Origin of the sequence: Planococcus maritimus, from assembly GCF_001687625.2 — a bacterium.
Lineage (GTDB): Bacteria > Bacillota > Bacilli > Bacillales_A > Planococcaceae > Planococcus > Planococcus maritimus.
The window spans coordinates 1498180-1522071 of sequence record NZ_CP016538.2; the positions used below are offsets into that span (position 1 = coordinate 1498180).

Annotated in this window: 27 protein-coding genes and 1 riboswitch; of the genes, 24 read left to right on the top strand and 3 right to left on the bottom strand. The window is 46.6% G+C overall.

Annotation, left to right across the window (positions count from 1 at the left end; translation table 11 throughout):
• The first annotated feature begins 160 nt into the window (after positions 1-160).
• From BBI11_RS07525 to BBI11_RS07580, 13 genes are all read left to right on the top strand, one after another.
• Positions 161-1792: a Na/Pi cotransporter family protein gene (locus tag BBI11_RS07525; protein WP_068462011.1), complete on the top strand. Its 1632-nt coding sequence runs from the start codon at positions 161-163 to the stop codon at positions 1790-1792.
• Between the two features lie 84 nt (positions 1793-1876).
• Positions 1877-2359, top strand: coding sequence for a DUF456 domain-containing protein (locus tag BBI11_RS07530; protein ID WP_068462013.1), 483 nt, complete (start codon positions 1877-1879; stop codon positions 2357-2359).
• A 117-nt stretch (positions 2360-2476) separates the two neighbouring features.
• Positions 2477-3085 (top strand): superoxide dismutase SodA, encoded by a 609-nt coding sequence (sodA, locus tag BBI11_RS07535; RefSeq protein ID WP_068462014.1) that lies wholly within the window; start codon positions 2477-2479, stop codon positions 3083-3085.
• Positions 3086-3197: 112 nt separating this feature from the next.
• On the top strand, positions 3198-5366 hold the full coding sequence (locus BBI11_RS07540; protein WP_068462016.1) for a penicillin-binding transpeptidase domain-containing protein: 2169 nt from the start codon (positions 3198-3200) through the stop codon (positions 5364-5366).
• 185 nt (positions 5367-5551) lie between these two features.
• Positions 5552-6508: a PstS family phosphate ABC transporter substrate-binding protein gene (locus tag BBI11_RS07545; RefSeq protein WP_068462018.1), complete on the top strand. Its 957-nt coding sequence runs from the start codon at positions 5552-5554 to the stop codon at positions 6506-6508.
• 71 nt (positions 6509-6579) lie between these two features.
• On the top strand, positions 6580-7506 hold the full coding sequence (pstC, locus tag BBI11_RS07550) for a phosphate ABC transporter permease subunit PstC (RefSeq protein ID WP_068462020.1): 927 nt from the start codon (positions 6580-6582) through the stop codon (positions 7504-7506).
• A 1-nt stretch (position 7507) separates the two neighbouring features.
• Complete coding sequence (gene pstA, locus BBI11_RS07555) at positions 7508-8386, top strand: phosphate ABC transporter permease PstA (RefSeq protein ID WP_068462022.1); 879 nt, start codon at positions 7508-7510, stop codon at positions 8384-8386.
• Between the two features lie 26 nt (positions 8387-8412).
• Positions 8413-9234 carry a phosphate ABC transporter ATP-binding protein PstB gene (gene pstB, locus BBI11_RS07560; RefSeq protein ID WP_068462024.1) on the top strand — a complete coding sequence of 274 codons (822 nt, stop codon included), beginning with the start codon at positions 8413-8415 and terminating at the stop codon, positions 9232-9234.
• A gap of 71 nt (positions 9235-9305) precedes the next feature.
• Positions 9306-9965 (top strand): phosphate signaling complex protein PhoU, encoded by a 660-nt coding sequence (gene phoU / locus BBI11_RS07565; protein ID WP_068462026.1) that lies wholly within the window; start codon positions 9306-9308, stop codon positions 9963-9965.
• Between the two features lie 163 nt (positions 9966-10128).
• Positions 10129-10278 (top strand): 50S ribosomal protein L33, encoded by a 150-nt coding sequence (gene rpmG / locus BBI11_RS16240; protein ID WP_082799233.1) that lies wholly within the window; start codon positions 10129-10131, stop codon positions 10276-10278.
• Positions 10279-10403: 125 nt separating this feature from the next.
• Positions 10404-10967: a 5-formyltetrahydrofolate cyclo-ligase gene (locus BBI11_RS07570; RefSeq protein ID WP_237150330.1), complete on the top strand. Its 564-nt coding sequence runs from the start codon at positions 10404-10406 to the stop codon at positions 10965-10967.
• Positions 10964-11170, top strand: a complete 207-nt coding sequence (locus BBI11_RS07575; RefSeq protein WP_068462030.1) for a YqgQ family protein — start codon at positions 10964-10966, stop codon at positions 11168-11170. The genes BBI11_RS07570 and BBI11_RS07575 overlap by 4 nt, the downstream gene beginning before the upstream one ends.
• Before the next feature lie 155 nt (positions 11171-11325).
• On the top strand, positions 11326-13230 hold the full coding sequence (locus BBI11_RS07580; protein ID WP_068462032.1) for an LTA synthase family protein: 1905 nt from the start codon (positions 11326-11328) through the stop codon (positions 13228-13230).
• Positions 13231-13320: 90 nt separating this feature from the next.
• Here BBI11_RS07580 and BBI11_RS07585 read toward each other — a convergent pair whose 3' ends face one another.
• Positions 13321-13503, bottom strand: a complete 183-nt coding sequence (locus BBI11_RS07585) for a DUF2759 domain-containing protein (protein ID WP_058380897.1) — start codon at positions 13501-13503, stop codon at positions 13321-13323.
• A 153-nt stretch (positions 13504-13656) separates the two neighbouring features.
• Here BBI11_RS07585 and BBI11_RS07590 point away from each other — a divergent pair, with 153 nt between their 5' ends.
• Complete coding sequence (locus BBI11_RS07590) at positions 13657-14292, top strand: MBL fold metallo-hydrolase (protein WP_068462034.1); 636 nt, start codon at positions 13657-13659, stop codon at positions 14290-14292.
• Positions 14293-14346: 54 nt separating this feature from the next.
• Here BBI11_RS07590 and BBI11_RS07595 read toward each other — a convergent pair whose 3' ends face one another.
• The gene (locus tag BBI11_RS07595; protein ID WP_068462036.1) at positions 14347-14589 is read right to left on the bottom strand and encodes a DUF2626 domain-containing protein; all 243 of its coding nucleotides are present in this window, start codon (positions 14587-14589) and stop codon (positions 14347-14349) included.
• A gap of 286 nt (positions 14590-14875) precedes the next feature.
• On the opposite strand from BBI11_RS07595, the gene comGA reads away from it, so the two are divergent.
• The 10 genes from comGA (at position 14876) to gcvPB (ending at position 23442) form a co-directional block, all read left to right on the top strand.
• Complete coding sequence (gene comGA, locus BBI11_RS07600) at positions 14876-15901, top strand: competence type IV pilus ATPase ComGA (RefSeq protein ID WP_068462038.1); 1026 nt, start codon at positions 14876-14878, stop codon at positions 15899-15901.
• Positions 15882-16916, top strand: a complete 1035-nt coding sequence (comGB, locus tag BBI11_RS07605; protein ID WP_068465665.1) for a competence type IV pilus assembly protein ComGB — start codon at positions 15882-15884, stop codon at positions 16914-16916. The genes comGA and comGB overlap by 20 nt, the downstream gene beginning before the upstream one ends.
• A gap of 11 nt (positions 16917-16927) precedes the next feature.
• Complete coding sequence (gene comGC, locus BBI11_RS07610) at positions 16928-17245, top strand: competence type IV pilus major pilin ComGC (RefSeq protein WP_068462041.1); 318 nt, start codon at positions 16928-16930, stop codon at positions 17243-17245.
• The gene (gene comGD / locus BBI11_RS07615; RefSeq protein WP_257785579.1) at positions 17239-17673 is read left to right on the top strand and encodes a competence type IV pilus minor pilin ComGD; all 435 of its coding nucleotides are present in this window, start codon (positions 17239-17241) and stop codon (positions 17671-17673) included. Before comGC ends, comGD begins: the two co-directional genes overlap by 7 nt.
• A 13-nt stretch (positions 17674-17686) precedes the next feature.
• A complete protein-coding gene (locus BBI11_RS07620; RefSeq protein ID WP_237150331.1) occupies positions 17687-17959 on the top strand; it encodes a hypothetical protein in 273 nt (90 codons plus the stop codon).
• Complete coding sequence (locus BBI11_RS07625) at positions 17947-18387, top strand: ComGF family competence protein (protein WP_068462045.1); 441 nt, start codon at positions 17947-17949, stop codon at positions 18385-18387. The genes BBI11_RS07620 and BBI11_RS07625 overlap by 13 nt, the downstream gene beginning before the upstream one ends.
• 200 nt (positions 18388-18587) lie before the next feature.
• Positions 18588-19100, top strand: a complete 513-nt coding sequence (locus tag BBI11_RS07635) for a shikimate kinase (RefSeq protein WP_068462049.1) — start codon at positions 18588-18590, stop codon at positions 19098-19100.
• A 143-nt stretch (positions 19101-19243) separates the two neighbouring features.
• A riboswitch (glycine riboswitch) is annotated at positions 19244-19333 on the top strand.
• A 148-nt stretch (positions 19334-19481) separates the two neighbouring features.
• On the top strand, positions 19482-20582 hold the full coding sequence (gene gcvT, locus BBI11_RS07640; RefSeq protein WP_068462053.1) for a glycine cleavage system aminomethyltransferase GcvT: 1101 nt from the start codon (positions 19482-19484) through the stop codon (positions 20580-20582).
• 27 nt (positions 20583-20609) lie between these two features.
• A complete protein-coding gene (gcvPA, locus tag BBI11_RS07645) occupies positions 20610-21977 on the top strand; it encodes an aminomethyl-transferring glycine dehydrogenase subunit GcvPA (protein ID WP_068465669.1) in 1368 nt (455 codons plus the stop codon).
• On the top strand, positions 21970-23442 hold the full coding sequence (gcvPB, locus tag BBI11_RS07650; protein ID WP_068462054.1) for an aminomethyl-transferring glycine dehydrogenase subunit GcvPB: 1473 nt from the start codon (positions 21970-21972) through the stop codon (positions 23440-23442). The genes gcvPA and gcvPB overlap by 8 nt, the downstream gene beginning before the upstream one ends.
• 41 nt (positions 23443-23483) lie before the next feature.
• Here gcvPB and BBI11_RS07655 read toward each other — a convergent pair whose 3' ends face one another.
• Complete coding sequence (locus BBI11_RS07655) at positions 23484-23864, bottom strand: rhodanese-like domain-containing protein (protein ID WP_058380884.1); 381 nt, start codon at positions 23862-23864, stop codon at positions 23484-23486.
• Positions 23865-23892: the final 28 nt, after the last annotated feature.

Genomic DNA, 23892 nt, shown 5'->3' on the forward strand with positions numbered 1-23892 from the left:
CTTTCCGTTTGTACTGTAATATTATCACGTAAAATGGGGATTGTAGGGGGCTTATGTTACGGGTTTGTAAATTTTCAATAAAGGTATTTACATTTACTTAGCGAAGTCTTCATAATAGGTGAGGTGTCATTACGTTATATTTAGGAGTTGAATGTGAATCGTGGAAATGAATTGGCAGGAATTGCTGTTTTCCTTCTTCGGGGGACTCGGTATTTTCCTATTCTCAATCAAGTATATGGGCGATGCCTTGCAGAAAGCTGCAGGCGATAAACTACGGGACATCTTGGATCGTTTTACGACCAATCCATTTATGGGTGTCTTGGTCGGTATCGTAGTAACGATTCTGATTCAATCAAGTTCAGGGACGACCGTTATCGTTGTCGGCCTCGTTAGTGCCGGCTTCATGACGCTCCGACAAGCAATCGGCGTTATCATGGGGGCGAACATCGGGACGACGGTAACAGCCTTCATCATCGGCTTAGACGTTGGTGAATTTGCCTTGCCAATCATGGCGGTTGGGGCGTTCTTGATTTTCTTCATCAAGAAAAACCAAATTCAAAATATCGGGCAAGTCATTTTTGGTTTTGGTGGATTGTTCTTCGGGATGGAAACGATGAGTGGGGCGATGAAACCGTTGCGTGAATTGCCGGCCTTCATCGACATGACCGTCAACTTGAGTGAATTCCCGATTCTCGGCGTTGCAGCGGGAACGATTTTCACTTTCATCGTCCAAAGCTCCAGCGGGACGATCGCTATTCTCCAAGGTCTCTATGCAGAGAACTTGGTTACACTTGATGCCGCATTGCCGGTTCTATTCGGTGACAATATCGGAACAACCGTGACGGCTGTGCTCGCAGCACTAGGTACTTCCATTGCCGCGCGTCGTGCAGCAGCTGTCCACGTCCTGTTCAATGTCATCGGCTCGATTATCTTCCTGATCTTGCTCGTGCCATTTACAGCATATGTCGAATGGATTACAGGTGTTTTGAACTTAGAGGCGAAAATGCAAATCGCATTCGCTCACGGGACATTTAATATTGTAAACACCATGATTCAATTCCCATTGATCGGTGCTTGGGCATATCTTGTGACAAAAGTGATTCCAGGGGATGAAGTGTTGATCGAATTCAAGCCGAAGCATTTGGACTTGAACTTTATCGAGCAATCGCCATCGATCGCTCTTGGACAAGCTAAAGAAGAAGTATTGCGCATGGGTAAATATTCTGTGCAAGGTCTTGAAGAAACGTATGAATATTTGAAAACGAAAAGCAAGAAAAATGCTGAAATGGGCTATCAATTGGAAGATGCCATCAATAACCTGGATGGCAAAATTACCGATTACCTGGTGCTCATTTCCGCAGAGTCGATTTCAGCAGCAGATTCTACTCGCCACACGATGCTGATGGAGACGGTCCGTGATATCGAACGGATCGGCGATCATTTCGAGAACATCATCGAATTGATCGATTACCAGGAAGCCAACAAAGTGAAATTGACAGCGGAAGCGATGGAAGACTTAGATGAAATGTTTACTTTAACCATTGCTACTGTTTCTAAATCACTTGATGCACTCGACACGACAAGCCATGAACTTGCGCGTGAAGTGGCAGAGCAGGAAGACTTGATCGACAAAATGGAACGTAAATTCCGTAAGAAACACATCCTTCGCCTGAACGAAGGCGCATGTTCCGCGCAAGCGGGAATTGTTTTCGTCGATATCGTTAGCAACTTGGAGCGCATCGGCGATCACTCTGTTAATATCGCGGAAGCCATCCTCGGCAACCGTACATGATCCACACTCCCTTTCATCCTTTACATTTATTGAAATGTAGGGCACGATGAAAGGGAGTTTTTATATCGTAAAGGAGGGCTCGTGATGCTTGAAATTGTCGGCTGGATTTTTGTGCTTGTGTTTTTTGCCATTGGTTTCATCGGCTTGGTTTATCCGGTCATCCCGGCGTCGCTATTCATTTTTGGCGGATTCATCATTTATGGCCTGTTTTTCAGCTTTGCTGATTTGCCTTGGTGGTTCTGGCTGATTGAAATCTTATTTGTTGTCTTGTTGTTTGGTGCAGATTTCTTGGCCAACGCAATCGGCATCAAGAGATTCGGCGGTTCAAAAGCAGGTTTATGGGGCAGCACTGCAGGCTTGATCGCCGGCCCATTCATTATCCCGTTTGCCGGCATTCTTATTGGCCCCTTTCTCGGCGCCATACTGGCAGAAATTATCGTCAATAGATCATCGATCAAAAAATCAATCCGTTCTGGAATCGGTTCAGTAGTCGGCTTTATCACTTCTGCATTGACCAAAGGCATTATCCAGGCGGTAATGGTCGGCTTGTTTTTCTGGGTCATTTGATGGCCTTCTCCGACTAAGGTCTGAAAAAGGCAGGTCTATATGCTTTATGTTTGTGTCGGTCTGAAAATTTTGATACGCTAATAAAGTAGAACAATAGACTCAAGGAGGAATTTAATCATGGCATACGAATTACCGGAACTACCTTACGCGTACGATGCGCTAGAACCGCACATCGACAAAGAAACGATGAACATCCACCACACGAAACACCATAACACGTACGTAACGAACGTAAATGCGGCCTTGGAAGGTCATGACGATCTTTCTTCAAAATCAATCGAAGAATTGGTTTCTGACTTGAACGCCGTGCCGGAAAACATCCGCACAGCTGTCCGCAACAATGGCGGCGGACATGCAAACCACTCGCTATTCTGGCAGCTTCTTTCTCCAAACGGCGGAGGACAGCCAACTGGCGCAGTAGCAGACGCAATCAACAGCAAATTCGGAAGCTTTGACGAGTTCAAAGAAAAATTCGAAGCTGCAGGCAAAACACGTTTTGGTTCTGGGTGGGCTTGGCTAGTCGTTTCTAACGGCGAATTGGAAGTTACATCAACACCAAACCAAGACTCTCCACTATCAGAAGGCAAAACGCCAATTCTTGGAGTAGACGTTTGGGAACACGCTTACTACTTGAAATACCAGAACCGCCGTCCGGATTACTTGGCAGCATTCTGGAACGTTGTCAACTGGGACGAAGTATCCAAGCGCTTTGAAGCTGCTAAATAATTGTTAAATATTGAAACCCGGACACACACTTTTTCGTCTGAAAAAGTGTGTGTTTTTTTATGTCCATGCTATACTAACAACTGGATATTTTTTTGAAAGGAGCTACGCGCTCATGAAAACCCCTCAAAAAAGGCGTGTGTCACTGGCAAAGTCAAAACTCCAGTCCAATACGACCTTTCGGATGAACATTCTATTTTTTGCTATTTTTCTGCTGTTTTCCATGCTCATCCTGCGTTTAGGGTATTTGCAGATTGTCAAAGGCGAGGATTACGCCCGCGCAATTGCCAGAACCGAAGAAGTAGCAGTCAACACGAGTGTTCCGCGTGGACGTATTTTTGATTCCGCCGGTCGCCTGCAGGTGGATAACGAACCTGTCAATAGCATCACTTACACAAAGATGCAGACAACTAAGAGCAGTGAAATGATGGAAGTAGCTAAAGAGCTAGCCAAGTTAATCGAGAAAGATACGAAAAAAGTCACTTTGCGCGATAAGCAAGACTTTTACATACAATTAAATACAGAAAGCGCAACTGAAAAAGTTACAGCTGAAGAACGCGCGGCGATTGAAGCAGAAGATGCCACGCAAAAAGAAAAGCAGCAAAAACTCGATGCCTTGATTCGGGAGAAAATCACCGATGAAGAACTCGACAGTCTGACAGATGAACAACTCGAGGTCCTCGCGATCTATCGCGAAATGTCTTCAGGCTACGCCTTATCGCCCCAGATCATCAAAGGCGAAGGTGTAACCGACGAAGAGTTCGCAGTGGTTTCAGAGCGTTTGACGGACCCTAAACTAGAAGGCGTCAACACCATTACTGATTGGAAACGTGTAAAAATGACCGATTTGACGATTCTCGGCAGCACGACGACGCCTGACCAAGGGATCCCGGCCAACCGTCTTGATTATTATTTAAGCCGGGATTATTCGCGCAATGACCGCGTGGGAACGAGCTTTTTGGAGCAGCAGTATGAAGATGTGCTACAAGGGCAGAAATCGATCGTCAAAAACGTCACGGATGGCCGCGGCCGCGTTATTGAAACGGAAACGGTAGACGAAGGCGAACCCGGCAAAGATTTAGTTTTGACGATCGACAGTGAACTGCAATACGAACTGGAACAAATTGTTGAAGAAAAATTACTGGCATTAAAAGCAGGGCCGAATTCACAATTGGTCAAAGACGCTTATTTGGTCATGATGGATCCGCGCAACGGGGAAGTGCTGTCTATGGTCGGCAAGCGCGTCGGCGAAGATGAAGACGGCAAGCGCATCGTGAGCGATTATGCGTTCGGCACGTTCACAGCGGCCCATGAAATGGGATCAACCGTCAAGGGTGCGACCCTGCTGACGGGATATGCTCAAGATGCAGTGGAAATGGGAGAAGTGCAAATCGACGAACCGTTAAAGTTCGCCGGGACGAAACAGAAAAATTCGATTTTCAACACAACTCCATTCAACCGCATTCCATTGAATGATTTAATGGCGATTGAACGCTCGTCCAACGTCTATATGTTCAAAATTGCGTTGGAAATCGCAAATCGACAATATCAATACAACAGCCCGTTAAGCGTGGCTCCTGAAAGTTTTAACTTGATGCGTAATTCTTTTGCACAATTTGGTTTAGGAGCAGAAACTGGCATCGATTTGCCGAACGAAGGCACTGGCTATCCTGGTGGCACATTTCCTGGTCCGAAACTATTGGACCTTGCGATCGGCCAGTTTGATACGTATACACCGATGCAACTCGCCCAATATATTTCTACTATCGCAAACGACGGCTATCGCATGCAGCCGCATGTCGTCAAGGAAATTCGCCAAGCATCACCAGACGGCGAGACGCTCGGCCCGATCGAAACCATCATCGAGCCGAAAATCATGAACCGCATCAATAATACACAAGAAGAAATCGACCGTGTCAAAGAAGGCATGCGTAATGTTTATATCGGCAGCTCCGGTTCAGCGCGCGCCCAGTTCAGCGACACGCCATACACCGCAGCTGGCAAGACCGGGACAGCGGAAGCGTACTTCTTCGAGCGCGGTCATGAATTACACAACACCTTGAATGTCAACATCGCACACGTCGGTTTTGCTCCTTATGAAGACCCGGAAATCGCATATGCGGTTGTTATTCCATATGTGACGACTGATCCGACCAAAGTGCCGAGAACGAATAACGAAATTGCCCGTGCGGCAGCTGATAAGTATTTCGAGTTGAAAGAACAGCGCAGCGAAGACGAAGCCAATGAAATCAAGCCGCCTTTTAGCGGTACGCGTCTGGATTAAAACGATAGTTAGAACAAACCGCCCGACCAAAGTCCCGATGTGGACACTGGCCGGGCGGTTTTTTGCCGTTTTCAATCAGACTTTCGTCGTTTACAATTTCTTAACAATGGCTTCATATGTCCTCAACAATAAAACCGTATAGTTGGTCTTGTAAACAACAAACCATATTAGGGGGAAACATTAAAATGAGAAACTGGAAGTTCGCTATGGCATCAACAATTCTTGGAACGGCATTCGTACTTGGAGCATGCGGCAGCACGGAAGAAACTGCAACAGGCAGCGAAACGGCTGATTCTTCTTCAGACGAAGCAGTAGTAGAAGGTTCGGTCGCTGGTGATGGTTCTTCAACAGTAGCCCCAATCCTAGAGGGGATTGTCGAAGAATACGCAGCAGTTCAACCGGAAGTCCAAGTAACCGTTGGCGTGTCCGGTACAGGAGGCGGATTTGAAAAATTCATCCAAGGCGAAACAGCTTTCTCAAATGCCTCTAGACCGATTAAAGATGAAGAAGCGGCTGCTCTAGAAGAAGCCGGCATCGAATACTCAGAATTCCTTCTTGCTTATGATGGGCTATCCGTCGTCGTCAATCAGGAAAATGACTGGGTGGAAGACTTGACGGTCGAAGACTTAAAAGAACTATGGGTAGAAGATGGCAGCAACAAAATGTGGTCTGACATCAACCCGGAATGGCCGGATGAAGAAGTTGTCTTTTATGCACCAGGTACGGCATCTGGTACTTACGATTATTTCAATGAAGTCATCCTAGAAGAGGAAGACATCGTCGAATCGGCGACATTGTCTGAAGACGACAACACACTCGTGCAAGGAATCCAAGGAGATCCGAATGCAATCGGATTCTTCGGATATGCATACTACATCGCAAACCAAGACACGTTGAAAGTTGTAACGATTGATGGTGTTGAACCAAACCCAGAAACCATTGAATCTGGCGACTATTCGCCACTATCACGACCACTCTTCACATATGCCAACAATGCGAAAATTGCTGAAGATGAAGCGGCTTACGATTTCATGCAGTTCACGTTAGAGAATGCTGGTCAAATGGCTGAAGCTGTCGGATATGTACCACTAGCAGTAGAGGATTACGAGCAAGGCTTGTCAGACCTTAAAGCGTTGAAATAAATCTAGTTGCAAGTTCAGTCTTAGGGTGAGCAGCTGCTGCTCGCCTTTTGCGGTTGAAAGGGGATTCTATTATGCGGACATCGGTTCAAGAACTGATCGCAAAGTCGAAGGATAAGAAAAGCAAAAAAATTATTGAGAAACTTATACCGATCCTGTTGTTTTTAGTCGCTTCTGTATCGGTTTTGACAACCATCGGGATTGTCCTGACCTTAATCATTGAAACCGTCACATTCTTTACAAGAGTGCCTCTGGCCGATTTCATCCTTGGTACGACATGGCTGCCGTTCGCCAATAGCGGAGCGCAGTTTGGCATTTGGCCTTTGATCGTTGGTACATTAAAAATCACCGGCATTGCGATTGTCGTGGCTGTGCCAATCGGCATTTCAGCTGCCATTTATTTGAGCGAGTATGCATCTGACAACGTCCGGCGCATCGTCAAGCCGGTTCTTGAAGTGCTGGCGGGAGTCCCGACCATCGTCTACGGATTTTTCGCCCTGACATTCGTGACACCGGTCTTGCAAAGCTTTTTCCCGGAGATCAAGATCTTCAACGCGATTTCTCCAGGAATTGTTGTCGGTATCATGATTATCCCGATGATCGCTTCGCTGTCTGAAGACGCCATGTCGTCCGTTCCAAAAAGCATTCGCGACGGGGCGCTTGCCATGGGCTCGACAAAGTTTGAAGTCGCTTGGAAAATCACTGTCCCTGCCGCATTATCCGGCATCATCGCCTCAGTTGTGCTTGGCTTGTCCCGAGCAATCGGCGAAACGATGATCGTGTCGCTTGCGGCCGGCTCGACGCCGAAATTCGATGGTGATTTCACTGGGTCGATCCAGACGATGACCGCCTATATCGTGCAAGTATCCAAAGGCGATGCCGGCTATGGGACGACCATTTACTATTCCATCTATGCGGTCGGGTTTACGTTATTCCTCTTCACGATGGCGATGAATATTCTGGCAGGCTATATGTCAAAACGTTTCCGGGAGGAATATTAAGATGAGATACATCGAACAGGAAAAGGTCGTCCGGCGCATGAACGGCCGAATGGTCATCAACCGGATTTTTCAAGGGTTCTTCATGTTCGCGACAGCACTCGCCCTACTCGCGCTAGTCATTTTGCTGTACCGCATTGTTAGTCAAGGCGCTGGGCATTTGTCATTTGAATTTTTAACGAACTTCGCTTCTCGCTTCCCAGAAAAAGCGGGCATCAAAGCGGCGCTTGTTGGATCAATTTGGCTAATGGCAGTAGTTGCCCCTACATCGATTTTACTCGGTGTAGGATCTGCCATTTATTTAGAGGAGTATGCTAAAAAAGGGCGCATCACTTCATTCATCCAAATGAATATTTCCAATTTGGCAGGGGTTCCATCAGTCGTCTTCGGACTTTTGGGGCTGACAATCTTCGTCCGTGCACTAGCACTCGGCAACAGCATACTCGCTGCTGGCTTTACGATGAGTTTGCTCATTTTGCCAGTCATTATCGTCTCGGCACAAGAAGCAATCCGTTCGGTACCGAGAGAATTGCGCGATGCATCTTACGGAATGGGTGCAACGAAATGGCAAACGATTGTGCGCATCATTTTGCCGGCTGCGATTCCTGGCATTCTGACAGGCAGCATTTTGGCCTTGTCTCGGGCAATCGGCGAAACAGCCCCGCTGATCGTCGTCGGCATCCCGGTTATCATCCAATTCTTGCCGGAAGGGGTCATGGACACATTCACGGCCTTGCCGATGCAAATCTATGACTGGTCAAGCCGCCCGCAAGCTGAGTTCCAAACGGTTGCAGCTGCTGGAATCATCGTCTTGATGGTCGTGTTGCTTTTCATGAATTCAATAGCAGTTTATATTCGCAATAAATTTGATAAATCCTATTAAAGTGTCATGTGGAAGGGGAGTTCATTATGAACACAGCAACAATTAAAACAAAAATCGATGCGGTACAACCCGTCTCAGCAGAACAAGTCGATAAGGAAAGTGTCTACAGCACGCGCCAATTGAATCTATGGTATGGCAATAATCACGCCTTGAAAAACATTGATCTGGAAATTGGGGAAAACGAAGTCACGGCCATTATCGGACCTTCGGGTTGTGGGAAGTCGACCTATTTGAAAACATTGAACCGCATGGTGGAATTGGTGCCTTCTGTGAAAACCTCAGGAGAAATCCAATACCGCGGCCGCAATATCTTCGAATCCAGCTATGGCGTTGAAGAATTGCGCACGCGTGTCGGCATGGTGTTCCAAAAGCCGAACCCGTTCCCAAAATCGATTTACGATAATATCGCTTACGGGCCACGCATTCACGGCATCAAAAATAAGAAAATTCTCGATGAAATCGTCGAAAAAAGCTTGCGCGGCGCGGCCATTTGGGACGAAGTGAAAGATCGCTTGCACGAAAACGCCTATGGCATTTCGGGCGGTCAGCAACAGCGAATCTGTATCGCGCGGACTTTGGCGATCGAACCGGACGTCATCTTGATGGATGAACCGACGTCTGCCCTCGACCCGATTTCAACGTTAAAGATTGAAGAATTGGTGCAAGAATTGAAAGAACAATATAGCATCATCATCGTCACGCATAATATGCAGCAAGCTGCACGGATTTCTGATAAAACTGCTTTCTTCTTGAATGGGGAAGTCATTGAATATGACCGCACGGATGCCATTTTTTCCACCCCTGCCGATAAACGGACAGAGGATTACATTTCAGGCCGATTCGGCTGATGCACAAGCTTAATCAGTAGGGAAGCGATTCCTGCTGGCCGTAACAATTGGAAAAATGGGAGGAATAGTTAATGTCAGTACGTGAAAAGTTTGACTATGAACTACATTCAGCACAAGAACAATTAATTACATTGAGCACTATGGCTATCGATGCACTCGATAAATCCATGAAAGCACTGGTCGCCCACGACATCGATCAGGCGCTTCAAGTAATCGATAATGACACTCATATCAATCGTCTTGAAGAAGAGCTCAACGACCAGGTCATTCTCTTGATTGCTAAGCAATCACCGGTTGCAACGGATCTTCGTCGTTTGATCGTCACTATAAAAGTCGCATCTGATATGGAGCGAGTCGGGGATTATGCTGTTAACATCGCGAAAGAAACGATTCGCATCGGCCAGCAGGATTTGCTTGAGCCGATCAATAAAATTCAGCATATGCATAAACTCGCCACTTCTATGCTGCGCCAAGGAATCGATGCCTTGATCGAAGAAGATGTGGAAAAAGCCAAAGAAATCGCTGACCTCGATGATGAAGTCGACGATTTGTATGGCGAAGTGATCCGGTTATTGTTCCAGCACAGCGCCAAAGTACCGGAACAGCTCAGCCAAGTAACCCAATTGGCATTTATCTCCCGTTATATGGAACGTTCTGCGGATTATGCAACCAATATTGCCGAGCAGTTGTTCTATCTTGTGCGTGGACGTCATTACGATTTGAATAAATGAGTGAAGAAAAACCACAGCTGAGCTTGTGGTTTTTTATTTGAGGAAATCCTCAGGAAGCGGCATTTTTCAGTAGACATTCACTGAAGGTATGCTATAATAATTAAGTCGTATAGATCACGCTTATTAATGAAATGGATTTTTGAAAGAATTGGGAGGGATATCGATGCGTGTAAACATTACACTAGCTTGCACAGACTGTGGCGAAAGAAACTACAGCACTGTTAAAAATAAGCGCAACAACCCTGAGCGTCTTGAATTGAAAAAATATTGCTCACGTGAAAAGAAAATGACAACACACCGTGAAACGAAGTAAGTAATTGACTGCCAAAACCTCTCGGGGTTTTGGCTTTTTCTTTTGTTCTGCGCAGTTTATTATAGGAATCATACATAAAAAGAATGACAAAACAACGGAAGGGCAGATGCATAATGGAGAAAGCTATGTTAAGAAAATCAGTCATCGGCCGAATGGGGCAGCTCACAACATCACAACATGCTAGTATGTCGACGGCGATTTTAGAGAACCTGTTGGACGATCCCGATTTTCAAAAAGCTGAAACCATCGGAGTGACCGTTTCGCGTTGGCCGGAAATTGATACAATTCCACTGATCGAAGCGTGTTGGCGACTGAAAAAAAGAGTGGCTGCCCCGAAATGTTTTGCAAAAGACCGGACGATGGATTTTCGGTTGTTTGATCATCTCGATCAATTGGAAGTTGTATACATGAATCTCCAAGAACCTATCGAAGCCCAAACCGAAGCGATCGGCCCCGCAAACATCGATTTATTGATTGTGCCCGGAGTCGTCTTTACTGAAAGCGGCTACCGAATTGGCTTTGGAGGGGGCTATTACGACCGGTATTTGAGCGGATTTAGTGGCAAAACCTGTTCACTGGCATTTGATTTTCAAGTGACTGACGATTTGCCGGTCGAGAGCCACGACATCCCTGTCGATGGCATTATCACGGAACAAAGAACAATCGACTCAAAGGCGGTGAGAACATGAAAGAACTTTACGACGTCATGCAGTTGCTGAAAAGATACGGAACAATCATCTACACGGCGGATTTCATTTCGGATCTCGATTTGATGGAATCCGACATTCGCGACCTATACGATCACGATTTTATCACGCCGCGTGAATACGCATCGGCCTTGATGATTTTGAGGCAGAAACGCACAGAATATGAGAAAAAGGGGAAATCATGAAACCAGGAGCGTTTTGGTGCGTCTATTAAGGGGAATTGCTTTCACTGAGCGGGAATTTGTTCTATACTATAAGGTATTGAATTTCCAATTTGCTTAAGATAGAAATCTGCACGAACCGGACAAACGCTCCGGTATAATAAGGAGGATGTGCGGCAATGAAAAACAAAGAATGGCCTAAGCATTCGGTCCTGGCCATCGCAGTCATTGCGACATGGCTGACGACATACGTCGTCTACAAAACGGCCTTTTCCATTACCATTGACAATGCATTGCAGGAATTTATCCTGTTCTTAAATCCCTTAAGTTTATTATTATTCGCCTATGGAGGCGCGCTCTTCTTTAAGAGCAAAAAAGCGCGGAACCGCTATATCATGGTTATTGCCGTTTTGACTTCGGTGATCTTATATGGGAATGTGGCGTTCTACCGCTTCTTCACGGATTTCATTACCTTGCCTGTATTATTCCAGACAGATAACTTCGGCGACATTGGCAATAGTGCCGCGGCGAGTATTTTCTGGACCGATATCGTTTATTTCGCTGATATCATCATCATTCTCTTGGCAATGCGCTTTGTCAACGAAAAGCAAACAGCAGCCAAGTCGGCAGCGTCACATCGCAAAGCCTATTTTGTTTTGTCGGCAGCTGTGCTGTTCTTCAACCTTGGCCTGGCCGAAGCGGAGCGCCCACAGCTATTGACGAGAAGTTTCGACCGCGAAATGCTCGTCAAAAACTTGGGAATGTACAATTACCATTTGTATGATGTCTATATCCAGTCGAAATCGCAAGCGCAACGTGCACTTGCAGACGGCTCGGAATTGACGGAAGTGACCAACTACGTCCGGTCGAACCAGGCAGAACCATCTGAGGAAATGTTCGGCGCTGCGGAAGGACGCAATTTGATCGTCGTCACACTTGAGTCGTTGCAAACTTTCGTGTTGAATAATGAAATGAACGGCGAAACCATTACACCTTTCATGAACGAATTGACACAAGATGAAGACACGATCTATTTCCCGAACTTTTATCACCAAACCGGACTCGGCAAGACGTCCGACTCAGAGTTCTTGCTCGAAACAGGCATGTATCCCTTGAGTGGAGGAGCCGTATTCTTTACTCATAGCGGCAATACCTTTAACTCGATGGCAGAAAAGATGGGCAATGAAGGCTACGCAACCAATGTCCAGCATGCCAATACGAAAAGCTTCTGGAACCGCGATATGATGTACGAGTCGCTTGAAATCGACAAATTTTATGATATCCAAAGCTTCACGGTAGGAGAAGGACAAGCAGTCAACTGGGGCATGAAGGACATCCCGTTCTTTGAACAATCGGTTGGCCACATGTCAGAGATGCAACAACCCTTCTATACACGCCTGTTGTCGTTGACTAACCACCATCCGTTTACATTGGATGAAGAGGATAAAATGATCGACGAATACGATTCCAACTCAGGTACTTTGAACCGTTATTTCCAAACCGTACGTTATTTGGATGAAGCGGTGAAGACCTTGTTTGAAGACTTGAAAGAACAAGGGCTTTACGAAAACTCCATCATCGTCATGTACGGTGACCATTACGGCATCTCCGATAACCATAACGAAGCGATGGCGCAGTACCTAGATAAGGAAATCACGCCTTATGAATCGGCACAATTGCAAAAAGTTCCTTTCTTCGTCCATATTCCTGGATATGAAGAAGGGCATGTAGACGAAGAAATTGGCGGCCAAGTGGACATGCGTTCGACCATCCTTCATTTGATGGGCATGGAAACTGAAAATGACATCCAATTCGGAGGAGACTTATTCTCTGAAGAACACGAAGAATTTGTTATTTTCCGCGATGGGCGCTTTGTGACTGATGAATATGTCTATGCAGCGAATGTTTGCTACGATATCGAGACGGGAGAACCGGTAGAGGACCAAAGTGTATGTGATCCTTATGCTGAGCGTGCTTTAGAGGAGCTTCAGTATTCCGAATCGATCATCAATGGCGATTTGCTGAGATTTTATGAAGAAGAAAACGGCCAATTGAAAACATTGGATGAACAAGAACAACCATAAAGAAAAAAGGCTGCCAAACCGCTAACGGTTTGGCAGCCTTTTTGTTTGATCAATAAAAAAACCGACGCAATGGATGCGTCGGCGCTTTTCTTAATGAAGGCCAGGTGGGTAACCGTGTGTAATGAGAGTTGCAACGGTGAAACCGCCGAAAATAACAAAGGTCCCAAAATTAAATAAAAATCCTAACACTTCTTTGTTTCTTAGGGTTTGAACTGTACCGATTGCAGCAAGAACTGCTGTGAGGCCGAAAATAACCATCAAAATCCAACTCATCTTATGACACTCCCTTCAACTTTAACAGCCAGTGCCGTCTTCTACTCTTTATATTGTAAAGAAATTCTGCAAGTTTGTCGAGGCGTAAAAATGTCATTCTATTGAACAAGCAAAAGAATCTGTTCATGATATACTGCTAATGAGGTGAAAGACATGTTGAAAATTGATCGGCTAGAACTCGGCCCTGTGCAAACGAATTGTTATATCATTTCAGGAGAAGACAAACAATGCGTCATTTTTGATCCCGGCGAGGAAGCGGGGAAAATCCAGGAAGTCTTGAAGCGCAAGCAATTAACACCACTTGCCATTCTTTTGACACATGCCCATTTCGATCACATCAGGGCAGTGGATGAATTGCGGGAGATTTACAAAATTCCTGTCTATTTACATCATAAAGAACGTGATTTTCTCGGGCGCCCCAATTTGAACGGCTCAGGTAAATATGCAGCATTGCCAGATTATCGCGTAGCAGATGCAGATGAATGGATCACCGATGAACAGACACTTGAAATCGGTCCATTTCAAATGGAGCTATTCCATACTCCTGGGCATTCACCGGGCAGTGTGAGCTTCTATTTCGCGAAAGACCGTTTCGCGATTGTTGGCGATACGTTATTTTCAGGGAGCATTGGACGAACTGATTTAACGGAAGGCTCGGAGTCGGTATTGTTAAAATCGATCCGCGATTCCTTATTGACCTTGCCGGAAGAAACTTTTCTGTTTCCTGGGCATGGCCCGGAAACAACGCCTAAACAAGAACGCCAGCACAATCCGTTCTTGCGCATATAAACGTAAAAAAAACGGCCGCGATGGCCGTTTTTTTGTGTTCACATTCAAGTTCTATTAATGACCTGCTCCTGGGATGTGGATGAACGTAGAGTAGTAAGTAAAGCCAACGAAAAAGACTGTCAGGTAGGCTGCAAAAATATACATGTACATGCGTTCAGAAATGTTTAAGTATCCAAGAAGAACGAACAAGCCGGTATTGGCAACCATCAGCAATGATACTTCTACCATGTCGCCGACGTAAAATAAAATTGCAAAGATTCCAGTCCACCATCCCATTAATTTAAACATATTATCCATGGGTAATCCCTCCTTTGCCACTATACAATAATCTCCTATTCATTATATAGGAAGACGAGTCTATGTGTAAACAAGGACTTCATGCTAGTTTGTGACAAAGCGGTGTAGGCTTGTTCATAAAGCGTACCTATGCGATAGACGCAAGCCCTGAAAACTTGGATTTCAAGGCATGGAAGCGTTCAAATAATTATTTTGGTATTTTCGATTTTCAAGTGTCTGTCATGTGCTTATACTAATGGGGAGCGGAGAGGCAGCCTCCGCAAGAAGACCCGGATAGGAGGTGACTATGCAAGAGATAATTGAACGGCGATGCGTTGATTTATTGCATTCCGCCGTAGCAGAAAAAACCACAGATATTCATATCAGGCCAGAACCCCGCGACTACAGCATCACTTACCGCAGCTACCACCAGTTCAAGCCGGTGGCGAAAATCCCCTTCGATTTAGGCGATCGCATGATTGCTTATTTCAAATACCTCTCTCTTTTGGACATGAGCGAAAAACGAAAACCCCAAACCGGCTCATTTCATCTCCAGATGGATGGCCACACCCACCATTTCCGTATTTCTACACTTCCTTCAGTTTTGACGAAAGAAAGCATTGTAATCCGTGTTATTCCCGATAGCACCGCTTTGTTTCTTGATGAATTAGCCGCCTTCCGCGATTCGGCCAGATTGCTTGAGAAACTGGCTGGCGAACGACAAGGCTTGATGCTACTAACCGGACCGACCGGCTGTGGCAAATCAACGACCTTGTATTCCTTATTGCGCCACTGCTCTGAACGGCTCAACCGCCACGTCATCACGCTCGAAGATCCGGTCGAACGTCAAAATTCCGCGTTTCTGCAAATTCAAGTAAATGAAAAATCCGGCATGAATTATGCGACAGGCTTAAAAGCGATTTTAAGGCATGATCCGGACATCATCATGATCGGTGAAATCCGCGATGCCGAAACAGCTGAGATAGCCGTAAGGGCTGCCTTAACGGGGCATTTGGTGTTTTCGACGATTCATGCACGGCATTCGGTCGGCTGTCTCCACAGGCTCCACGATTTGGGCATTCCTTATGAAGATATGCTGCAGACTCTAATTGGCATTGCGGCACAGAAAATTGTACCGATGTACGAAGATTTGGACCAGCTCGAGACAAAGCACCGGGCACTCTATGAAATCTTATGCGATGAAAGTTTAGCGGATGCCATTCGTTCGGCGAAGCAGCAGCAGGAATACGAACTTCCTGAACACCTATCGTTCGGTGGACAAATCCGAGAAGGAGTGAGGATCGGTGCGCTTCATGCAGGTTTTGAATGCTAATCGATTGCCGTTTCGTGAGCGAGCCCAATTTCTGAGCAGGCTTTCGGTATTGATGTCGGAAGGGTATTTATTCCCCGTTGCCATGACGCTTCTGTTACCCATGCATACAACGCGCGCAGACGAAGCGCTTGCCGGCATGGATCGTATCCTGAAGGGTGGAGGCAATGCCGCCGAAGTACTGAAATTTTTAGGGTTTCGTGAACGTGTGCTGTTTCCAGTCGAAATTGCCGAGTTTCATGGCAAGTTAGGCGAAGCGATTCAAGGCATTGCGGCGGGATTTAAACGAACAGAGGAGGTTCAGAAAAAACTGCGCAGCATCCTCATTTATCCGGTTTCGCTTTTAATTTTGACTGCCGCTTTATTCTTGTTTTTCAGAACCAATTACGTGCCCAATCTGACTGCCTTGATTTCTTCGCTGCAGCACGGTGATGAAGGTCAGGGAGTTCCGGTTTATTTGCTGCGAATTCCAGACCTGGCGATTGCCTTCTTTGTACTGGCGGCATTGCTCATTACGGGGTTTCGCATCTTTCTCAAGCGGCAGTCTATCGATCGCCAAATCGACTTGTTGATCAAACTGCCATTCATTGGACAAGTGATGCGGCTGTATTGGTCTCAGTTAGCTTCTAGGGAACTTGGGACTTTGTTGCATAGCGGCCTCTCGCTTCAGGAAGCATTGGGGCTCTTGAATCAACAACGTCATCACCCCATCATTGGCCGAATCGCCGGAGCCTTGCACGAAGAGGTCAAAACCGGCCTTGCACTATCGTTCGCGGTGGAACGACATGCGTTTGCGGCGAATGACATGGCTGCATTCATTCGTCACGGTGAAGCGACAGGCATGCTCGGAAAAGAATTGATGCTCTATAGCGATGTATTGCTTGATCGAATGGAATTACAAGCCCAACGTTCATTGAAAATTATCCAGCCCAGTTTTTTTGTGTTGATCGCCGTGTGCATTGTCGCCGCTTATTTGGCAATTTTGTTGCCGATGTATAATCTCGTCCATACCATATAAGGAGGAATATCATGAAACGATTAAAAAACCAAAGAGGCTTTACGCTCATTGAGATGTTGATTGTCATGTTGATTATTACGGTGTTGATTGCCATCGCGATCCCGAATGTTTCAAAGCAGACTTCATCAGTCGATGATAAAGGCTGTAAGGCTTTTGTTCAGATGGTGCAGGGTCAAGTAGAATCTTACCGCATGGATAAAAAAGTGGTGCCGACAATGGCTCAATTGTTGGCAGAGGATTACTTGAAAGAAGGTAATACCAGTTGTCCTAACGGAGAGGTGATCAATATTTCGGCTGAGGGCGTGGTGAGCTCATCGAAAGGATCGTAAAAAGCAGTTCAGGCTTTACCTTACTTGAAATGCTGTTGGTCTTGATGGTGGTGGGTATCGGTGCTTCGCTTGTCATAGCCTCGGCTGCCCCGCTCGAAAAAAAGCGTGAAGAAGATCGTTTTTTTGCATTGTTGGAGCAAGACATCCATTATGCGCAAAGTCAAAGTTATGCACAAAAGACGTCGGTGATGCTGGTTTTTTGGGACAATAAACTAGGCTATGAGGTGATGTATAGTTTGAGTCGGCCAATATATGCCAGGTCGATACCGAAGTCAGTCACTTTGACCAAGGCCAGCAACATCAGCGTCGTGCATTTCACACCGAGCGGATCGATCTTCCAGCCAGGCACGATGCGCTTTTCGACCAGCAGCGGCGAAAGGACGGTGACCATCCATCTTGGCAAAGGGCGTGTGGTGGTTTCGAAATAATCAGGGCATTTCCATGGCAGAAACAATGCTCAGCCTGTTTATGGTATTTCTCGTATTCGGGTCTTTACTGCCTCTAGCACACGAGATGCACGTGCGGCTAGAGCTGAAAAAAGAGCGCCTTGTGGCTTATGAGACATTGCATGAAGCAGCAAGGACCATCGCCTCGACTGGCCGTACAGAAGGACAGCGCTCTGTCAACGGGATCCTATATTCTTGGCAGGCTGACGGTCATTGTGTGGAATATGTGAATTTTAAAGGAAAGCAGGAACACTTATGCGTCGAGTGACGATCCGCTCTTCAGCTGGATTCACATTTTTAGATAGCCTCATGGAAATAGTGGCTTTGTCAATTATGCTTCCACTTGCAGCGATGTTCTATCTGTTTGGCTCACAATATTTGGTGGACTTAGATTCTGCTGAGACAGAATATCGGCTATTCAGTCTAGAGTTGCAGCAATATCTAGACGGCAGCCAGCAAGTTTTTATTACGCGAGATGGCAAAGGCGTGCACATCGTACGGCAGGATGGTGTCTACGATATTGAATTGTATGGCACAGTTGTGCGCAAGCGAAAAGGCCAACTAGGTCATGAAATTATGCTGACTAATGTGAAGGGAGGTGAATTTCAACTGGTAGGCAAGCGTTTGGCGATCGAGCTGGAATTCCATAGCGGTGCTAAAGAGGAGGCAGATTATGCGCTTTTGCTTTCTGACTAGCCAGTCCGGGGTAGTATATCCATTGTCCTTAGTGTTTTTTCTGTCTGCATTGACGTTGCTGTCCCACATGGGCATGCTCTATACGATCGAATATCAGACTTATGATAGTTTGGAAAATGTTCATAGAAATGCTACTATACAACTACTGATGGAAATTGGGCAAAATAAAATCCCTAAGTAGGGTAGTACGGGTGGGAGCAATGAACAGAATATATTTGATCGGTTTTATGGGCTGCGGCAAAAGCGCGATAGGCAGGCGGCTAAGCTTTTTATTGAAAATGCCTTACTACGATATGGACAAGGAAATCGTCCGTCAACTGGGCATGACGATCCCTGAGATTTTCGAACGGTTCGGCGAAGATTATTTCAGAGACCTTGAAACAAAATTTTTGCAAAATTTGCAACAGGAGCAATGCATCATTTCTACAGGTGGCGGGGTCACAATGCGCAAAGTGAATCAGCGGATAATGCGCCAGACGGGGCTCGTGTTGTTTTTGGATGCGCCTTTTAAGGAGATTTGGCGGCGTATCCATAAAGATCCCAACCGCCCAATCGTCAGACGCTCGACGCGCGAAGAGATTGAAGCGCTCCATAAAGCGCGATACCGTGATTATAAACGGACAGCGCATATTACGATCCGAACCGAACATCGCTCATTGCGGCAGATTACCCAGTATGCCGCGTTTCAAGTCAAACGCTTAAAAAACGAATGATTTATAAGTTTTAAACACGAATATTCGTTTTTGAAGCAATAAGGTAAAAAAGATTGCGCTTTCGTCGATTCAATGTTAGGATGTAGTCGAAGTTATACTATTCTGTATAGCGGGATGGACCAATTCAACATTGATTTGGGCGGATGAGTGTACGGGGAGAGAACGCAGCAGCGTCGCCGAAGGAGCAAATGATTCGTCATGAATCTCTCAGGCAAAAAGACTCGTACAGGACGCATCTCTGGAGAACGCTGCTGATACGCAGCTACCGATGAGGAAAGCCGTTATGGTAAACTTTCAGGTGCCAGGACAGAGAATTCCCTTTTTTTAAAAAAGGGGATTTTCTGTCCTTTTTACGTGCTTTGAAAACAGGAGGGAAAAAGATTGGGACAATTGAAGCGAACACCTTTGTTTGACTCGTATGCCCGCTATGGCGGAAAAACGATCGATTTCGGCGGATGGGAATTGCCGGTGCAATTTTCTTCTATCAAAGACGAGCACGAAGCGGTCCGGACAAAAGCCGGATTGTTTGATGTCTCGCATATGGGCGAGATTTTTGTATCGGGCCCAGACAGTCTACCTTATTTGCAGAAACTGCTAACCAATGACGTTTCGAAGCTGCAAGACGGCCAAGCGCAATACACGGCGATGTGCTACGAAGATGGAGGTACTATAGACGATTTGCTTACCTATAAACTTGGCGATGATCGCTACTTGCTGGTAGTCAATGCATCGAACATCGACAAGGATTTCAATTGGATGCAAGAGCAACTTGAAGGCCAAGTCGAACTTGACAATGCATCCGAGCGATTCGGCCTGCTCGCGCTCCAAGGGCCGCTTGCCGAAAATGTGTTAAGCCAATTAACGGAAGAAGAGTTATCGTCCATCCGCCCGTTCCGCTTTAAAGAGCGCGTGGAAGTGGCAGGCCAAGAAGTATTGGTCTCACGCACAGGCTATACGGGTGAAGATGGTTTTGAAATTTACGGAAGCCCTGAAGCTGTTACTATTTTGTGGGATCGGATCCTTGAAGCAGGTGAGTCAACAGGTATCGTACCGGCAGGGTTAGGCGCCCGCGATACACTGCGCTTTGAAGCGGGTCTTGCGCTGTACGGGCAAGAGTTGTCTAAAGACATTACACCACTAGAAGCGGGAATCGGTTTTGCGGTCAAACTGAAAAAAGATGCAGATTTTATCGGGAAACAGGCTTTGGTGGACCAAAAAGAAGCTGGAGTTCCGCGTAAATCCGTTGGTATTGAAATGATTGATAAGGGAATCCCGCGCCACGGCTACGCTGTTTACAAAGATGACGCCAAAATCGGCGAAGTCACTACCGGCACACAGTCACCGACCTTGAAGAAAAATATCGGGTTGGCTTTGCTCGATGTGGAGCACAACGAGCTCGGCACGGAAGTGGAAGTGGAAATTCGCAACAAGCGCCTGAAAGCACAAATTGTCGCAGCGCCATTTTACAAACGCTCTAAATAATCCGACTAAAGAAGGGGACTGCACATGATGAAACATCGCTATCTACCAATGACTTCCCAAGATGAAAAAGACATGCTCGAGACGATCGGCGTCCAATCGATCGACGAATTGTTTTCAGACATTCCTGAAAAAGTACGTTTTAAAGGCGAATACAACATCAAGCCTGCCAAGTCTGAATCGGCTTTGACAAAAGAATTGGCACAGCTTGCTGGCAAGAATGCAGATTCGGCACGCTACGCTTCTTTTCTAGGCGCAGGCGTTTACGATCATTACAAGCCAATCATTGTTGATCACGTCATTTCCCGTTCTGAATTCTACACAGCCTATACGCCGTACCAACCGGAAATTTCTCAAGGGGAATTGCAAGCCATTTTCGAGTTTCAGACGATGATCGCTGAAATCACCGGCATGGATATCGCAAACTCTTCCATGTATGACGGTGGCACTGCACTTGCGGAAGCCGGCATGCTGGCAGCCGGGCAAACGCGCCGCAAGAAAATCCTTGTCTCCCGTGCCGTCCATCCAGAGTCAAGAGATGTGGTACGGACGTATGCGCTCGGCCAATCAATCGATGTGGTGGAGATTCCGTTGAAAGACGGCCGCACAGACATCGATGCATTAAAAGAGATGGTCGATGAAAACACGGCGACCGTCATGGTCCAATACCCAAACTTTTTCGGCCAAGTAGAGAACTTGAAAGAAATCGAACCAATTGTCCACGAAGCCGGCGCTTTGTTCACGGTGTCATCGAATCCGTTGGCACTTGGTGCACTTACGCCTCCAGGTAAATTCGGTGCTGATATCACGGTAGGCGATGCCCAGCCATTTGGCATTCCTGAAGCGTTTGGCGGCCCCCATTGCGGCTATTTCGCTGTCACACAGAAATTGATGCGAAAAGTTCCAGGACGCCTTGTCGGCGAAACAACAGACGATGAAGGCAGACGTGGCTTCGTGTTGACCTTGCAAGCGCGTGAACAGCATATCCGCCGCGATAAAGCGACGTCGAATATTTGCTCGAACCAAGCTTTGAATGCCCTTGCGGCTTCTGTCGCCATGACCGCGCTTGGCAAGGAAGGCACAAAAGAGATTGCGGTGCAGAATATCGCCAAGACGCAATATATGAAGCAGCAGCTGATGAAATCTGGTCTTAAAATTGCTTTTGCTGGCGCTCACTTTAACGAAATTGCCGTCAAGATTGGTTCATCGGTTAAGGAATTGAATGCAGCCTTGTTTGAAAAAGGCATGATCGGCGGCTATGACCTCGGCTTGAGCTACGATGAACTACAAGGGCATATGCTGATTGCAGTCACTGAACAGCGTTCTAAAGAAGAAATCGACGCGTTTGTACAAGTAATCGATGCATACGTGCGAGAAATGGAGGCTTCCCATGCATAAAGACAACCAGCCACTCATTTTTGAAATGACTAAACAAGGGCGCGTCGGCTATAGCTTGCCGGAACTAGATGTGCCGCAAGTGGATTTGACTGAATTGCTCGGCGAGGAACTGGTTCGCGACGAGTTTGCAGAACTGCCGGAAGTATCGGAACTCGATATCATGCGCCATTACACGGCATTGTCTAAACGCAACCATGGCGTCGATTCTGGATTCTATCCGCTCGGCTCGTGCACGATGAAATACAATCCGAAGATCAATGAATCCGTTGCACGCTTCTCCGGGTTCGCAAATATCCACCCATTACAGGAAGAATCGACTGTTCAAGGGGCAATGGAATTGATGTATGACCTTCAGGAACACTTGAAGGAAATCACCGGCATGGACGAAGTCACGCTTCAACCGGCTGCAGGCGCGCATGGGGAATGGACGGGTCTCATGATGATCCGTGCATTCCATGAGGCAAATGGCGATTTCAACCGTACGAAAGTCATCGTCCCAGACTCCGCTCACGGCACCAACCCGGCTTCTGCGACAGTTGCTGGTTTCGAGACCGTGACCGTGAAGTCAAATGAACACGGACTGGTCGACTTGGAAGACTTGAAACGCGTGGTCGGCGACGATACGGCGGCACTTATGTTAACTAACCCGAATACGCTCGGGTTATTTGAGGAAGATATTCTCGAAATGGCGTCAATTATTCATCAAGTTGGTGGCAAGTTGTACTACGACGGGGCGAACTTAAACGCCGTCATGTCGAAAGCACGCCCTGGCGATATGGGCTTTGACGTCGTCCACTTGAACTTGCATAAAACATTCACTGGCCCTCACGGCGGTGGCGGTCCAGGTTCTGGGCCCGTCGGCGTGAATGCTGACCTCATCCCGTACTTGCCAAAACCGATCCTTATCAAGACTGATGAAGGTTTTACTTTCGATTATGACCGTCCTGAATCAATTGGGCGCGTCAAACCATTCTATGGCAACTTCGGCATCAATGTCCGCGCCTATACCTATATCCGCACGATGGGACCAGACGGCTTGAAGAAAGTGACGGAATACGCAGTGTTAAACGCCAATTACATGATGCGCCGTCTTTCGCCTCATTTTGATTTGCCATATGACCGCCATTGCAAGCATGAGTTTGTCTTGAGCGGCCGCCGCCAGAAGAAACTCGGCGTCAGAACGCTCGATATGGCGAAACGCTTGCTCGACTTCGGCTACCATCCGCCAACGATTTACTTCCCACTCAATGTGGAAGAAGGCATGATGATTGAGCCGACCGAGACGGAATCGAAAGAAACGCTCGATGACTTTATCGATGCGATGATTCAGATTGCGCGGGAAGTAGAAGAAAATCCAGAAATTGTCCAAAATGCACCGCATACAACAGTCATCAATAGACTGGATGAAACAAAAGCGGCACGCAAGCCGGTGCTTCGTTACCAAAAAACGGCAGACAACGAATAAGGACGAAAAAAACCCCAGAAGCAGAGCTTCTGGGGTTTTGCTTATTTAGATTTGATCTTGCCTGTCCATTTCTTGAAGCCGCCTTGCAATTGAAACAATTGCTCGTAACCTTTTTTCTTCAAGAACAACGCGACACGTCCGCTCCTCGCTCCGTTTTGATCGTACAGATAAACCGGTTTGTCAGCGCGGATTTCCTTGTAGCGCTGGCGCAATTGCGATTGCGGGATATTGCGTGCCCCGAGAATGTGGCCGGCTGCAAAATCTTTAGGTTCCCGGACATCGATAAGCTGCGCTTTACGATAGCCTTGGATAAATTCTTCCTGGTTCAAATCGGTGACCGCTTTGCGGATGCGCAGGAAGGAAACGACCGCAAATATGAGGATGGCAATGACGACACCCAATGTGATATACAATAATTCCACTGTTCTTGCCCCTTTCTATACTTTCTCA